The organism is Methylobacterium gregans (genome assembly GCF_022179245.1).
In the GTDB taxonomy this organism is placed as follows: domain Bacteria; phylum Pseudomonadota; class Alphaproteobacteria; order Rhizobiales; family Beijerinckiaceae; genus Methylobacterium; species Methylobacterium gregans.
This window is the reverse complement of the sequence record NZ_BPQM01000026.1, coordinates 60,228-74,154: the sequence shown is the minus strand read 5'-3', so window position 1 is coordinate 74,154 and position 13,927 is coordinate 60,228. Positions and strand designations below refer to the sequence as shown.

14 protein-coding genes are annotated in these 13,927 nt (G+C 63.0%); 6 read left to right on the top strand and 8 right to left on the bottom strand.

Annotated features, from left to right (window positions below; all coding sequences use genetic code 11):
- Window positions 1–115: 115 nt before the first annotated feature.
- Window positions 116–1,045, bottom strand: a complete 930-nt coding sequence (locus MFF54_RS06330; protein WP_238301777.1) for a hypothetical protein — start codon at window positions 1,043–1,045, stop codon at window positions 116–118.
- Between the two features lie 348 nt (window positions 1,046–1,393).
- Here MFF54_RS06330 and MFF54_RS06325 point away from each other — a divergent pair, with 348 nt between their 5' ends.
- Window positions 1,394–2,233: a hypothetical protein gene (locus MFF54_RS06325; RefSeq protein WP_238301776.1), complete on the top strand. Its 840-nt coding sequence runs from the start codon at window positions 1,394–1,396 to the stop codon at window positions 2,231–2,233.
- Here the strand turns inward: MFF54_RS06325 and MFF54_RS06320 are convergent.
- The 3 genes from MFF54_RS06320 to MFF54_RS06310 form a co-directional block, all read right to left on the bottom strand.
- Window positions 2,172–3,002 (bottom strand): class I SAM-dependent methyltransferase, encoded by an 831-nt coding sequence (locus MFF54_RS06320; protein ID WP_238301775.1) that lies wholly within the window; start codon window positions 3,000–3,002, stop codon window positions 2,172–2,174. The genes MFF54_RS06325 and MFF54_RS06320 overlap by 62 nt on opposite strands.
- A 16-nt stretch (window positions 3,003–3,018) precedes the next feature.
- A complete protein-coding gene (locus MFF54_RS06315) occupies window positions 3,019–4,674 on the bottom strand; it encodes a glycosyltransferase family 4 protein (protein ID WP_238301774.1) in 1,656 nt (551 codons plus the stop codon).
- A 66-nt stretch (window positions 4,675–4,740) separates the two neighbouring features.
- Entirely contained in the window at window positions 4,741–6,078 is a 1,338-nt protein-coding gene (locus MFF54_RS06310) for a calcium-binding protein (RefSeq protein WP_238301773.1), read from the bottom strand.
- 582 nt (window positions 6,079–6,660) lie between these two features.
- Here MFF54_RS06310 and MFF54_RS06305 point away from each other — a divergent pair.
- The 3 genes from MFF54_RS06305 (at window position 6,661) to MFF54_RS27615 (ending at window position 10,473) form a co-directional block, all read left to right on the top strand.
- The gene (locus MFF54_RS06305; RefSeq protein WP_238301772.1) at window positions 6,661–6,897 is read left to right on the top strand and encodes a hypothetical protein; all 237 of its coding nucleotides are present in this window, start codon (window positions 6,661–6,663) and stop codon (window positions 6,895–6,897) included.
- 264 nt (window positions 6,898–7,161) lie between these two features.
- Window positions 7,162–9,186, top strand: a complete 2,025-nt coding sequence (locus MFF54_RS06300) for a beta strand repeat-containing protein (RefSeq protein ID WP_238301771.1) — start codon at window positions 7,162–7,164, stop codon at window positions 9,184–9,186.
- A 546-nt stretch (window positions 9,187–9,732) separates the two neighbouring features.
- The gene (locus MFF54_RS27615) at window positions 9,733–10,473 is read left to right on the top strand and encodes a CatB-related O-acetyltransferase (protein WP_283206257.1); all 741 of its coding nucleotides are present in this window, start codon (window positions 9,733–9,735) and stop codon (window positions 10,471–10,473) included.
- A 45-nt stretch (window positions 10,474–10,518) separates the two neighbouring features.
- Here MFF54_RS27615 and MFF54_RS06285 read toward each other — a convergent pair whose 3' ends face one another.
- Both MFF54_RS06285 and MFF54_RS06280 read right to left on the bottom strand, forming a co-directional pair.
- Window positions 10,519–11,808, bottom strand: coding sequence for a Y-family DNA polymerase (locus tag MFF54_RS06285; RefSeq protein WP_238301770.1), 1,290 nt, complete (start codon window positions 11,806–11,808; stop codon window positions 10,519–10,521).
- Window positions 11,805–12,260 carry a LexA family protein gene (locus tag MFF54_RS06280; RefSeq protein WP_238301769.1) on the bottom strand — a complete coding sequence of 152 codons (456 nt, stop codon included), beginning with the start codon at window positions 12,258–12,260 and terminating at the stop codon, window positions 11,805–11,807. Before MFF54_RS06280 ends, MFF54_RS06285 begins: the two co-directional genes overlap by 4 nt.
- A 174-nt stretch (window positions 12,261–12,434) precedes the next feature.
- Here MFF54_RS06280 and MFF54_RS06275 point away from each other — a divergent pair, with 174 nt between their 5' ends.
- Both MFF54_RS06275 and MFF54_RS06270 read left to right on the top strand, forming a co-directional pair.
- Window positions 12,435–12,686 (top strand): hypothetical protein, encoded by a 252-nt coding sequence (locus tag MFF54_RS06275; RefSeq protein ID WP_238301768.1) that lies wholly within the window; start codon window positions 12,435–12,437, stop codon window positions 12,684–12,686.
- Between the two features lie 7 nt (window positions 12,687–12,693).
- Window positions 12,694–12,936, top strand: coding sequence for a hypothetical protein (locus tag MFF54_RS06270; RefSeq protein WP_238301767.1), 243 nt, complete (start codon window positions 12,694–12,696; stop codon window positions 12,934–12,936).
- 66 nt (window positions 12,937–13,002) lie between these two features.
- On the opposite strand, the gene MFF54_RS06265 is transcribed toward MFF54_RS06270, so the two are convergent.
- Together MFF54_RS06265 and MFF54_RS06260 are read right to left on the bottom strand one after the other, a co-directional pair.
- Window positions 13,003–13,635, bottom strand: a complete 633-nt coding sequence (locus tag MFF54_RS06265; protein ID WP_238301766.1) for a hypothetical protein — start codon at window positions 13,633–13,635, stop codon at window positions 13,003–13,005.
- A 91-nt stretch (window positions 13,636–13,726) separates the two neighbouring features.
- Window positions 13,727–13,924 (bottom strand): hypothetical protein, encoded by a 198-nt coding sequence (locus MFF54_RS06260; protein WP_238301765.1) that lies wholly within the window; start codon window positions 13,922–13,924, stop codon window positions 13,727–13,729.
- Window positions 13,925–13,927: the final 3 nt, after the last annotated feature.

Genomic DNA, 13,927 nt, shown 5'->3' with positions numbered 1-13,927 from the left:
GAATGGCGACGACGCGCATGGGGGGGGTGACCTGAGCCTGATCCGAACGACGCGAACAGCCGGCGCCGCCATACAGCGCGAAGCCGACGCCTGCGCATCGAAGGCGTCGTTTAGGTCACCATCCCGCCTCGGCCAAGAGTGGGCATCGGGACCTCAGGGCGTCGACTGCGGCGGCACCAAACTGGTCCGCTACGATGTTCCTTAACGGGCCGAACTCACCATAATCGCATTCCGCGATAAGACGCTGGGGATCAGGTTTCGACGACAGAAATGTGAAGCGCTCAATCAGTGCGCTCAGAAAGCAATCATTGCCCAAGACAGGGTGATAAATGCGTCGGTCTGCTGCCATCACATCCAGGAAGCCCGCCGGGAAGGGGCGTCGAAATCTGAAGGTATCTGTGCAATAGATCCTCTCGTTGAAGTCATTGATATCTCTGCACAGGAAGCCTGCCTCGCACAGTTCACTGGCTACGAAAGCCTCATCGTTGGGGATGCGTAGGACAGTGCCGGTTTTGTCTCTAGTTGCCGCTATGTGGCTGAAGACGGACTTCCTTCTATGAAAAAGGTAATCGATAGCCCGTCCTGACAACCTGGTAACCGGAAAGAAACACCGCCACGTTCTTCCAACGAAGGGCTCCATGGTTTCGGTCCATGTCCACCAACTCCGATCGACCCGTCCCAACTCTGGCGCAATCAGGTCTTCCTGCGCTCCATCGAAGATTTTGAAAAACTCTAGCGCCTCTGTGTATCTGATCGCTACGTCCTGCTCGATTAGCCAGTAGAAATCGAAGTTTGGCACCGCATTTCGGCAGCCATAGAGTGCATAATCGCCCAACATCCATAGGTAGCTGCTTTCGAACGGGAGGCCGAGCGATTCGATAGTCTCACGCGTTAGAGAAACCTTTCGACCCAGTCCATCCGGCCACGGCGTACGCGTTTCGTCAGCCGCTATCAGAACATCGCGGTCGGAACTTTCTAGATATCGAACGAGGTCTCTAAGTTTCGAGTCCGCGACATGGGCTCGGATAACCACAGCTTCAGCCATTGCGGGTGCCTGAGAATCCAACTTTTTGATGTGCCGTGGCCCCTTTCCCGACCAATGTCCAGATGGTGTGGCCTGGGGGATCCTTGCGTGTCGTGCGGCAGCGATGCCATGGAGCCACGAGGCGTTTGCCGAACCCGGGAGAAGCGTGTGCGTTCTTTGCCGATTCGTACGGTAACGTTGCTTTGCCCCGCCATGGTGACCGGCGGCCCGCAGGCCCTACACCAACTCGCTTTCGCGCTGAACCGGCGTGCCCTGCCCACACAACTCGCCTACTATGCCAACGGCGGGCAACTCGTGCGTGAGGGTGACGCGGTGCGTTGCGTAGCTCCTCCGCAGAACCCCTGCCTCGTGGCCTACGACAAGTACTGCCCGGTGCCTGCCGAGCGCTTCGCCCTCACGTCCGACCACCTCGTGGTGTTGCCGGAGGTGCTGGCCCACCTGCACCGCGCCTACGCGCCAGCCCAGGCCGCGGTTTGGTGGCTATCGGTCGACAACGCCTTCCACGAGCGCGCGGCCTTGCTGAACGAGAAGGTGCGGCTGGAGCTCTTCGCTGACAGAGGCCTCCGGCATTGGGCCCCCACCTTCTACGCCCGCGAGTTCCTGCGCCGCCAGGGCGTGCCGGAGATCGCGATGCTCTCGGATCATGTCGACGACCAGTTCACCACGTGGCAACCGGAGGGCCCGGGGCCCGACGCCGTGGTGGCCTACAATCCGCGCAAAGGCGGTGAACTGGCCGCGGCGTTCTTCGCCCGGCATCCGGACCTGACGCCACGACCGATCACCGGCCTCGACCGACGGGGCGTCTGGGCGGCGTTTCGCCGGGCCCGGGTCTACGTGGACTTCAGCCATTTTCCCGGCCGAGAGTTTATGCCGCGCGAAGCGGCAGCCTCAGGTGCCGTCATTTTCGTGCGCAACCGCGGTGCGGCGCAGTTCTACGACGACTACCCTCTGCCTGACGCCTACCGCTTCACAGACGCCGCCCTTGAAGATGGCAGCCTGTACGCTCGGGTCTCCGCTGCCTTGGCCGAGCCCGAGTCGCACTGGCTGGTTCAGGAGTCCTTGCGTCAGAACGTTCGGTGGGAGGCCGAGACGTTCGAGCGGCAGGCGGATCGATTGGTGGAGCAGCTCAGCGCCGTGCCTGCGCGAAGATCCACGGTTCCGGCCCTCGGCCTTCCCACTGCGCCATGAAGCGGTCGACCTGCCCGAGTGCCATCAGCGGGGGGAACGCGGATGGGTCGCGTGCCGTCTGCTCGATGATCGTGAGGTCGTGGGTAGCCGAGAAGTAGGCGTGCAGGAACTCCAACGTGCAGCCAGCGGACGTGTAGTGCGTCTCGACCACCACGTCGCAGTCCGAGAGCGCTTCAGCTGGCGTGCTGCCCAGGAGGCTCGTCTCGGCACCCTCGACGTCTATCATGATCAGCGTCTTCGGACTCGCCAGCCGAGCGAGATCCTCTGGGCGGCACAGATCGCCGATCTGTAGGCGGCCTGCGACCTCGTTCGTCTCAGCCAGGGCTGCGCAGAGCTGACGGGCCCGAGCGTCAAGGTCGAACGCCAGGGTCCTGAGGTGAGGGGCAGCCACGAGTGCGCCGACCGCGAAGTAGCCTTCTGCACAACCGACATCGACGAAGGTCTCGTAGCGTTCGAGCTGCCCGAAGATATGGGCAAGCTCCAGCTCGTAGGTGCCAAGAATCTTCGGTCCATACAGGGAGCCGGCGGCCTCCGCGATGTAGGCCATGCCCTGGAAGGGGCCGCTCTGTACGGTCAAGCCGTAGTGGTCGCGCAGGTAGCCGTCGATCATCTGACGCCTGAACTCGAACCCGAGCTTGGACGCATCGAGCACCGCGTTCGCGTCCACGGACGGGGATGCGGCAAGACGCTGGAGGGCCCGACCGATCCACGCGACGACCTCGCGCTTGGCAGTCAACATCGGCCGCGGTCGATTGAGGGGAAGCGACATGGACGATTCCAGCCGATCAGGGTTGCTTGTGGAAGTCGAGAACGCCGGCCTTGCTGAGCCAGACCACAGCGGACGCGAGCGCCTCCGGGGACACATCGGGGACGGCGCGGACCAGAACGTCGAACGGCATCCAGTCGCCTTCCAGGGCGGTAAGCAGGGCCTCGATCAGGGCGGGCGCCGGCAGGATCGACTTCGCGAAGCTGGTAGAAGCGAGTTCCAGGCGCGAGAGAGCTGCAGCTAGATCGATCCCCTCGTGGCGGCGGAATGATGCGCCCGGCCCGACATGTTCGGTCGGGTAGCTCGCGAACATCGCGAAGGGGTCCGCACGCTCGCTCCTTCGGCGCGGCGTCAACGCCGGTGCGAGTCTGGCATCGGCGCGGCGGCGCTCGGCAAGTTCGTCCCAAAGGCGCTGATAGTCACGGAAGATCACGGACCATGAGAAGACTTCGCGCGAGCGCGCCGCGCCAGCCTGCCCCATCTTCGCCCGCAGACCGGGATCGACGATCAGCCGCCGATACGCCTGCGTCGCCGCCTCGACATCGACCGAGACGAGCTGGCTCGTGTAGGCGCAGTACCGATCATAGTCGTCGATCCCCATATCGAATCGGTCGGCCAGATCCGAGCCGAGCTTGGTGCCGGGCGGTAGGGTGAGGGTGGGAACACGGAAGCCGTCGATGCCGTCGCGGACGGTATCGCGGTAGCCGTCCCAGTCGCTCACGACCACCGGTAGGCCGGCCGCCATAGCTTCGATCGGCGTAATTCCAAACGTTTCCTGTATGTTGTCGGATAAGGACGTGAAGATGTCGGATGCTGCGTAGGCCTGTTTCATATTGTCTTGATTGCGGCCATCCACGTAGATGCACCGCACCGACGGGCAGAGCGCTGCAGCGTCCGCTTGGAAAGCCTTCTCGATGCTTTCATGTGCAAACCAACCGGCCTGCAGGAGCACAATCTTGGCGGTCTTCGCGTTGGCCTCGAGACCAAGATACATCGGTAGGGGGTGAGCCTTGCCGTGAAATGAGAGCCGACCGGTGAAGAGGACAACGACCTCATCCGGCTCGATCCCAAGCTTGAGCCTGGCATTCTGGCGCTTGTCCGACGTGGAGGCGAACCGCTCACAGTGAACCCCTAGCGGGATCAAGGGGAGCTGCGGAAGAGCGAAGCGGGTTGCACCTGTTCGTTCCCGCAGGTACTCGATCCGGTTCTCGACCAGCATTTGGACGCTATCGCGCACGGAACGGGATGTGCAGATCAGCGCGTCCCATCCCTGGAGCGGTGCGGTCGGCAAGTCAGCCAGGACATCCATCACCGCGTGCGATGCCGTCGTATGAGTGATGCCGCAGAGACTGTACGCGTCGGGCCGCGCATGGGTCAGCCTGCGCCATGCGTCGGCATGAATGCCGGGGTCGGGACGATAGAGAAGCCCGGGCTCCGCTAGGTGCTGAGGCTGGGAGAATGGGATCCAGGTCACGCCGGTCCGCGGTGCACCGAGCTCGGTGAGGGTCTGCGCACAGTCTTGCGCATGAACCCGAGCACTCGCGTAGCACCAGACACGGTTCGGTCGCGCATCCGCGACCGCTTGCATGAACGCCGCACCCGCCGACTGCCGTCCCATCACCTTGCCCCGGAGGTGGAAGGCGGACGGCTCGTAGTAGATGGCAGCGTTGTTCATGGGATCGTCCAAACAAAGAAAAGGCCGCCCAAGCGGGCGGCCTCTCCTTCGATACTAACTTCAGGATTAGATGAAGTTGCCCGCGGCCGGAGCGGCAGCAGCACCAGTCAGACGGAGCGACTCGTCGGCGACACGGTCACCGTTGCTGTCGATGAACAGGTAGCCCGTCGACGTGCCGCCGTTGGTGTCGGCGACGAAGGCGACGTTGTTGCCGGTCGCGCCGAACAGGGTGTTGGCAGCCTGCTGCTGGGAGGTGTAGCCGCTCTGGCCCGGCTGCAGCGTCGCCACACCGAACGACACCGTACCGCTGTTCGTGGCGATCCGGAAGCGATCGGTGGACTCGAAGCCCGTGATCAGATCCGAGGTCGCCGCGGTGTTGCCCGTGTCACCGAGGCCGATCACGATGGTATCAGCGCCAGCGGCACCAACGATCGTGTCGAGACCGGCACCGCCGGAGATAACGGAACCATTCGTCGCCGCAACGAGCGAGTCATTGCCCGCACCACCGTTCAGGATCGTACCAGTCGCGCCGGCCGTACCGATCAGGATGTCGTTGCCGTCGTTACCGTTGAGGGTTCCGAGGCCGGCACCAGCGGTGATCAGATCGTTGCCCTGGCCACCGTAGAAGATGTCGTTGCCAGCGCCGCCCGTCAGGCTGTCATCACCGAGGTTGCCGTACACGATCGACACGTTGGTCGCCGTGGTGTTGGTGGCAGTCGAGATGATGTCGTTGCCCTGGCCACCGAAGAAGGTGTCGTTGCCGAGGTTGCCGTTGGCAGTACCCGAAACGAGCACGTCCGCGCCCACGTTGCCGTAGATCTGGTCAGCACCGGCGCCGCCGGCGACCGAGTCGTTGCCGTCACCGCCGAACAGGCGATCCGCACCAGCGCCACCGACGATCGAGTCGTTACCAACGCCGCCCAGAGCGCGGAAGCCGGTGGTGTTGTCAGTCACGAGCGAGTAGTTGATCGTGTCGTCGCCCTGGCCGCCGTAGACAGTGTCCTGGCCGATCACGATAGCCGGCGAATCGATCAGGTCATTGCCCGCGTTGCCGTAGATGATGTCGGCACCGGTGCCGCCAACGATACGATCATCATCGTTGTTGCCGTACAGCGTATCCGCGCCGTTACCGCCGAGGATCGAATCACGGCCCTGACCGCCGAAGAAGCGCAGGCCGCCCGCGGCCGAAGTGGTCCCACCATTAGTGCCGACCAGAGTGTCGTCACCGAGGTTGCCATAGATGACATTTCCGGTGCCGGCAGACGAGCCGGAGAAGAGGAAGCTGTCGCCACCGTTGCTACCCAGGACGGTGTCGTTCGCAGCCGCGCCATCAAGGGTGATGGTATCGGGATCAACGGTACCCTGAACCACCTGGTTGCTGCTGGACGTAGTGATCGTCGCCATTTGTAGAATGCCTCCGAAGCAGGATAAATCCGTTCACTCACAGACGAAACCAGACTTCCCAGCCCGCCCCTCCCCCAAAAGGGACGTTCGGAGGCGTTTTGTTGGACCCGGGAAATCGGACACCGCTGCTGCGAGTTGGAAGGTGCATACCGGACGCTTGCGGCGGCAATCAAGCCGGAAAACGGCATCATACAGGCGAACCACCATCACGGACGCGTGGAGTGTCAGAAAGGCAACGCCGTTTGCCGCCTGGCTGTGGGAACGCTCTTAATTTCAATCCAAGCGCCAGAATGACTCTAATGAGGTGGCTCAGAAAAATTACATTCTCAATAGGTCGGAATCGAGATCTTTCGTCCGCAGATGCCTTCGTTCTAATTCCTGTCGCAGAGTTAGCGGCGTGGTCTCGTCTGTACACATACATGCGGCTAGGGGCTCGCATCCCTTAGCACGTCGCACGTGAAAGATTCGTAGCTTCCCTTACTAAAATGCTTGTGCGGGCGGTAGCGTTCGCGCTTCTCTGGCACAAGTGGCATTCAGGGGGGGGGTGGAACCACGGCCTCCTTGCGCTGCGGTTGAGGCGCCTTGATCCGCCCGATCACTACAGCTCGCGATCAACCCAGCACGCCGCTCTTGGCGTTCGACAATATAAGCGAATTTGCCACGGCCCTGGCGATGATCGGGCTGGCAACCCTGCTGCCCGTGCTCTGCAGGTCGAATGTATGCAGTCGCCTGCGTGGCAAGGATGATGGCAATAAAAGCGTGAATTCATATTATAACCTGTCCAAATTTGTAAAGTTATTGATGGATAAATCAGACTAGTGTTTTGCCATATGATATCAGACCCTGTTTTTGGCGATGCCAACGATTTTTGTGCGACATACCTCTCGTCCACAACTTCTGGTGCGAGAATCCGTGTGCCTTTGGCAACATGAGCGATTTTGTACGCGATACGACCGAACCCTAGCTTGAATCCTCCTGGGCATACGGGCTATCTCGCGACTCGTAGGCACCCGCATAGATGCTAACGCAGCAGCACTCGCATCGCGGCGAAGCGAGCCTCGCCTTCGGAGGTTGATAGTTTTCATGGCCGTTTATTCGATTGCAGTCTCAAATGGTGCGAACACTGGAGCAGCTGCTGCTGTCAACGAGGGCAACGCAGCGCCTGGCAATGCACTCACCTATACAATCACGCGTGACAGCAGCGTGGATGCGGAGAACGTAACTGTATCGTTCGATGGGAGCTCTGCCACCGCAGGGACCGACTACCAGCTCACTGGTGACATCGTTCCGGCAACCGGGGTTGTTGCGTTCGCCATTGGTGAAACGACCCGCACGTTTACCGTGACGACCACCCCCGATACAACCTTCGAGACAGACGAGACCGTTGTCGCGGCTATCACGGCTCCTGCCAACAGCACCGTTGCTGCAGGCGGCGGGACTGCAACCGGTACTATCACGAACGATGACGCTCGTCCCACTCTGAGCGTTGCCAATGTCGCCATCTCCGAAGGAGCCAACGGCACCAGCAACCTGACGTTTACTGCGACGCTCACGAACGCCAGCTATCAGGCGATTCAGTTTAATTACGCGACCGCTGATGGTACCGCGACCGCTGGCTCGGACTACGTTGCAGCGGCGGGCACGGCGACGATCGCCGCGAACACGACATCCCAGACGTTCACCGTCGCGATCAACGGGGACACCATCCCTGAGCTGAACGAGACGTTCAACGTCAACCTGACCGGTATCACGAACGCGACCAACACCACCGCCACTGCGGTTGGTACGATCCTGAACGACGACGGTTCGGATCAGTCGGTTTCCGGCGCGACGAACCAGCGCGTTACCGGAAGCGCGAACGGTGACTCGATCCTTCTCACTGGCGGCTCGGCTAACAGCACGGTCGCCGGCGGTTCCGGCAACGACACTATCGGCCTGTCCGGCGTGGGTACCGGCAATATCATCTATGGCAACGTCGGCGATGACGTCATCAACGGCACCAGCTCCGGTAGCGCCTTCCGCGCCTTCGGTGGCCAGGGGCGTGACACACTGACCGGCGGCGGCGGCGCCGACACCCTCTTCGGCAACAACGATGACGATAATCTGAACGGTGGCGTCGGCTCCGATGTCGTCTACGGCAACCAAGGCAATGACGTCATCACCGGTACGGCCGGCGTTGACACTGTGTTCGGCGGCCAGGGCGACGACACGATCAACTACTCTGGTTCGGCGACTGACGGCGTGCGCGCTTTCGGCAATGTCGGCAACGACTCGATCGTCGGTGGTGGCGGCGCTGACACCCTGTATGGTGGCGACGGCATCGACGCGTTGTTCGGCAACGCTGGCCTGGACCTGATCTACGGCAATCAGGGCAACGACGTCATCACGGCGGCCTCGTCCGGTGGTACTGCGGCTCTCGGCCGTGACACCGTCTTCGGCGGCCAGGGCAACGATCTGGTCAACTACGCCCTCAACACCGATGGCTCGCTGATCTACGGCAACCTCGGTGACGACACCTTCACCGGCGGTGCGGGTGCGGACATCTTCTACGGTGGCCAGGGCAACGATGTTGTGACGGGAGGTGCGGGCGCCGATTCAATCTTCGGCAACCTCGGCAACGACACCATCATCGGTACGGGCGGCGCGAACAACACGCTGCTGGATGGCGGCGCCGGCAACGACGTGATCACCGGTACCGGTGCCCGCGACACGATCATCGGCGGGGCCGGTCAGGACACGCTGAACGCTGCTGGCGGCATTGACGTGTTCCAGATCGGCATCGGCGACTCGGGCAACACCGCGGCAACTGCGGATCTGATCACCGGCGTTGCAGCGGGTGCTGACCTGTTCCGTATCGCGGTGTCGAGCGGTGTCACGACCTTCGGTACGGCGACGCTCGCTCCCGGTCAAACCGGCTTCTCGGGTCAGCAGAGCGCTGCGAACACCTTGATGGGCGCGAGCGGCAACAACGTCGTCTTCGTGGCTGATCAGGGCAGCGCGACCGATGGCTTCCTGTTCATCGATAGCAATGGCGACCGTGTCGGGGATCAGGCTGTTCGCCTGACCGGCATCACCGGTGGTGCGCTCAGCTCGACCAACTTCGTTTGATCCATTTAGGTACCTGAACGAAGCAAAGTATAGAGTTGGGGCCTCATTCGAGGTCCCAACTCGATGAGTCGCCCGGTCATTATGGCGCTACGACTGTAGTGTCAGGGGAGGTGCCTCCGAAGCCCCTGTCGAGTGGCCGGGCGAGCCATCCAGACATTATGTCAGAATCTAGTCCCGTCGCTCCAGCGCTTTCGGCGTGTTGACCGATCTGATCGAAACAAGCTCGCGATTGCCGCCTCGGCTCCTGTAGAGCGGCTCGCTCTGGACATCGGAGGGCTGTACAACTGTCCAGATCGTATGGTCAAATCATCCTTCGAACACGAGCGTCACGAGCTCGCCCCGGCCGACCGACTCGACGCCTGGGTACGCGAAGCTGACACGCGGGAAGAGCGGCTCAAACATCGCCCCAATCTGACCCATTCGTGCGCTGGCTTGACCGTACAGCCATCTTCGCCGTCAACCTGTTCCTATGAATGATCATCCTTGCTGGTATGTCTCGGACAGCGTTGGGCTTGCTCTGAGGCAACCTTAGGCTGAGGGCGTTGCATGGCAATGTTTTTCACCAATGACAGCATGAGGGCGACGCTGGCAAGTTATGGCCTTCGTACACCTCCTGGCGTACTGATTGACGGAAGCTTTCATTTCGAAGATCCATGCAGGTTAGCCGCTAATTGTATACTACAGCATGCATCAATCGCCGCTTATAGCTATATTATGCATAATGTTCAGCTAGAGCATACGGAAGTGGGTAGGTATTGTAGCATTGCAAGAAATGTCACTTGTTTGGGCAGCACGCATCCGACGACCTCCCTATCAACTTCGCCTGTCTTTTACGATAAAACTTCATTTAATTGGCGCTTTGGCGACATCCCGGTATTCGAACCCGAGGCCACAAGGAAAATTCGGATTGGCCATGACGTCTGGATCGGCGCCAACGCGGTCGTTTCGCCCGGGGTGACGATCGGGCAAGGAGCAGTGATTGGTGCGAACGCTGTCGTCACAAATGATGTTGATCCATATATGATCGTTGCAGGTGTGCCAGCCCGAGTTGTTCGATCAAGATTCTCTGATCGTTTGATTCAGAGGATTTTGGCGTCAAACTGGACGGATTACGATATACCTGCGTGGCTAAAATCAAATTCTATGCCTGACACTCGTAATCTAAGCGAGAAGACTTTCGCTTCGGTTGAAAATGCCATCAATTCAGGCGTCGCTCCTCCCATCAGACCGCAAGCTTATCGCCTATTTCGCAGGCAGCAAGGCGATATTGCTATTGAGAAAATATGATTCTACCAACAGCACTTTCTCGTGCGCAGGTGCGCGCTGAGATATCTATGCGACCGCGATCGGTAACTCTCTTACCTGAGTTGTATAACGGGGCGTGCGCATCTCGAACTTCGTGCTCCAGCTCCGCTTCTCCAGCACTCCCGCCCGCGCCGGAACGACTGAGCCCGCGCCCCAGCGCGCGTTGCAGGCGTCGATCGCCGCCATAAGCGGACCGGAGCGCTCCCTGTCCATCTGCCCGATCAGTGCCCGTGGGCTCTCCTCCAGGCGCATCAGGTCGGTGGTGATGACGCCGGCCTTCGCGTAGCGCCAGGGCCGCTCGCCCGGCTCGCGCCAGGTCTTGGCGACGCCCAGCAGCGCGGCCTTGATCAGCGCCAGCGAATCGCTCGTCGCCTCAGGCAGCGTCACCGTGGTCGAGACCGACCGCATCGAATCGCCGCGGTCGTGCTCGCTGGTGTGATAGAAGACGCTGACGTGATTGGTGGCGAGCCCGCCGCGCCGCAGCTTCTCGCCCAGCCGCGTCGCGTGCGCCGAGACCGCCTGCTCCAGCTCGGCCCGGTCGGTGATCCGGCGGGAGAACGAGCGGGTCACGGCGCAGCCCTTGCGCTGGGCCGGCATCAGCTCCAGCGGCAGACAGGCCAGCCCGCGCAGCTCGTGGATGATGCGCTCGCCCACCACTGTCATCGCCTTGCGCACCGGCCGCGGGTCGAGATCGCGCAGGTCCGCCACGGTGTCGACGCCGAGCGCCTCGAGCTTTGCGAGCGAGGCACGGCCGATGCCCCACACCTCCGCCACCGAGATGCGGCAGAGCCAGTGATCGTAGGCCACCGGATCGGTTAGGTCGCAGACGCCGTCGAGGTTCGGCACCGTCTTGGCGATGTGGTTGGCGAGCTTGGCGAGCGTCTTGGTCGGGCCAATGCCGACGCAAGTCGGGATGCCCGTCCAGGCGCGCACGGTCGCCCGCAGGTCGCGGGCGAGCTCGACGCGCCGATCCGCCCGCACGTCGGAGAGGTCGAGGAAACTCTCGTCGATGGAGTAGATCTCCACCCGGGGTGAGAAGTCCCGGTAGACCGCGTTCGTGCGGGCGCTCATGTCGCCGTAGAGGGTGTAGTTCGACGAGAACACCCGCACGCCCTGGCTGCGGCACATCTCCCGGATCTTGAAGAAGGGATCGCCCATCTTGATGCCGAGCGCCTTCGCCTCGGCGGTCCGCGCAATGGCGCAGCCGTCGTTGTTCGAGAGCACGATGACCGGCACGCCCGCGAGCTTCGGATCGAACACGCGCTCGCAGGAGCAGTAGAACGAGTTGCCGTCGATCAGCGCCAGCGCCCGGCTCATCGGCCGAGCCGCCCGCGCACGAGGTGCCAGCGGATCGTGAAGCGAACCACGCCCCAGATCGCGGCCTCCTCCAGATCCTCGACCGCGAAGGCCGGCAGGTCCGGGTTGTCGAAGGCCAGCCGCGCCCGGTTGCCCTCGATCACCAGCCGCTTGATCGACATCTGGCCGTTGACGACGGCCACCACCACGCAGTCGTGCTCGGCCTTCAGGCTCCGATCGACGCAGGCGAGATCCTGGTCGAAGATGCCGGCGCCGCGCATGCTCTCGCCGCTGATCTGCCAGAGGAAGGTCGCGGGCGGATTCGGCACCAGCCAGCGCGGCAGCTCGATCGCCCCCTCCAGGAAGTCGTCGGCCGGCGAGGGAAAGCCGGCGCAGAGCCGCTGTCCCAGCAGCGGCACGCGCACCGTGGACAACCCGTCGTCCGGTAGTTCTGCGACCCGATGCAGACTCACTCCGGCGCCTCACCCCTGCTAGAACGTTTAGCGAACAAACACGGCGGGCGGCCTGTGAGCAATCTGGTGAGCGGGGCGATCTTCGCCAGCTGTGCACGCCTGTGGATGGTGTCTGAAGCGCGTTTCGGATGCGGGGCTTATCCGTTTCCGGCCGCTGGGGGAGAGGATCCGAGCATGGCCCTGAAGACGAGCTTCATGGTGCAGACCTTCAGCATCCACCGGAAGCGGCTGAAGCCGGACCGGCCGGAACTCGCCTCGACAGAGAGCGGCGCGCTGAAGAAGGCCGAGGCGATGGCCGCGCGTATGCCCGGCACGGCCGCGATCCGGATCGTGGCCGACGACGAGACGGGCGAGCTGGAGAGCGCGACCATCCTCGGCCAGTTCGGCGAGGTGCCGGACGACTTCGCCGAGAGCCTGCAGGGCTGAGCGCGCTGTGGAGGATCTGGACGAGGGCCGCCGGGCGCTCGCGGCAGGATACCTGAAGGGACGAACGTTGGAGGAGGCGCTCGCCGCGTGGCGCGCGGAGTACGACGCGCACTCCTACCGCGAGCGCCGGCCGATGCTCGCGCGCCTGGGCAACGTGATCCGGAGGTTGGCAGCCGAGGCGGAGACACAGGAAGACGCGGCTCGGGATCACCCAGAGACGCGGCGGCGCCAGCGGCGCTCTGCCCCCTGAAACAACAAAAGGCGCCCCCGGCCGAAGCCAGGGGCGCCTGAGGTGTGAACAGGTGTCGACGCGGGATCAGCCGCCCGGACGGCGCTGGTCGCGCTCCAGCTGGTCGATCTGCCGCTGCATTCGCTGCATCGTGTCCCGCGGGGTGTTCAGATCGTAGAGCCCCTGGCGCGCTTGGTCGGCCTGGCGCTGGAGGTCGGCGTCCCGGGCGCGCTGTGCGGCCCACATCTGCTCGTGCTCACCGCGGGGAACGACGTGCTTCTGGACAGCGTCGAGGTCACGCTCCACCCGGTCCATGCGGGCATCGGTCAGCCGCTGCAGATCATCCCGGCGCTGGCTCACCACGCCGAAACGCGCATCGATGTCGGAGCGGGCGTTGGCGAAACGCGTGTCCAGGTCCTCGCGCGGGACGTAGCGGTCGGCACGGGCCTCCATCTTCACCAGCTGCGCCTTCAGGTCGGAGATCCCGTCGCCCAGCGGACGGAATGCCAAGCCGCCGACCATGGCGATGATGGTCAGGGAGACGCCCGCGAAGGTACCGATCACACCCCACGGCACGCGATCGCGGGTGTCGAGCTTGCCGACGATCGTCTTGATGCCGTCCTCGATCCCGCCGACGCGGACCTCGAGCGAGGTGATGCGCTCGTCCATCGGTCGACCGGTCATGGGCTGGGTCTGCTGCTGCTGGAATTGCTGGGTCATGGGCGGCCTCCGAGGCCGGGCGGCGCCGGCGAGGCGGGCGCGAAGAGGTGTGCCGACCCTCGTGAAATTTTCACGGGGGTCGGAGGACTGATCAGCGGGCGAAGTCCCGCCGGACGCGCTCGACCCACTGGACCGCGAGCAGACCGCAGGCGGTCTTGGCCTTGTCGAGCAGGATGGCGTCGCCGAGCATCCGGGTGACCTCGCGCGTGGTGAGGTCACGGTCCGGCACCTCCGGGAAGGTCCGGCGCAGGCACGCCTCAACGCCGGCCGGCGCGGGCGGCAGCGTCACCCG

What these genes read in the sequence shown, in the direction of transcription:
- MFF54_RS06265 (WP_238301766.1), bottom strand. Translation starts at nt 13,635, where the DNA reads ATGACCCAGCAATTCCAGCAGCAGCAGACCCAGCCCATGACCGGTCGA.
- MFF54_RS27615 (WP_283206257.1), top strand. Translation starts at nt 9,733, where the DNA reads ATGGCAATGTTTTTCACCAATGACAGCATGAGGGCGACGCTGGCAAGT.
- MFF54_RS06310 (WP_238301773.1), bottom strand. Translation starts at nt 6,078, where the DNA reads ATGGCGACGATCACTACGTCCAGCAGCAACCAGGTGGTTCAGGGTACC.
- MFF54_RS06330 (WP_238301777.1), bottom strand. Translation starts at nt 1,045, where the DNA reads ATGGCTGAAGCTGTGGTTATCCGAGCCCATGTCGCGGACTCGAAACTT.
- MFF54_RS06320 (WP_238301775.1), bottom strand. Translation starts at nt 3,002, where the DNA reads ATGTCGCTTCCCCTCAATCGACCGCGGCCGATGTTGACTGCCAAGCGC.
- MFF54_RS06315 (WP_238301774.1), bottom strand. Translation starts at nt 4,674, where the DNA reads ATGAACAACGCTGCCATCTACTACGAGCCGTCCGCCTTCCACCTCCGG.
- MFF54_RS06275 (WP_238301768.1), top strand. Translation starts at nt 12,435, where the DNA reads ATGGCCCTGAAGACGAGCTTCATGGTGCAGACCTTCAGCATCCACCGG.
- MFF54_RS06300 (WP_238301771.1), top strand. Translation starts at nt 7,162, where the DNA reads ATGGCCGTTTATTCGATTGCAGTCTCAAATGGTGCGAACACTGGAGCA.
- MFF54_RS06285 (WP_238301770.1), bottom strand. Translation starts at nt 11,808, where the DNA reads ATGAGCCGGGCGCTGGCGCTGATCGACGGCAACTCGTTCTACTGCTCC.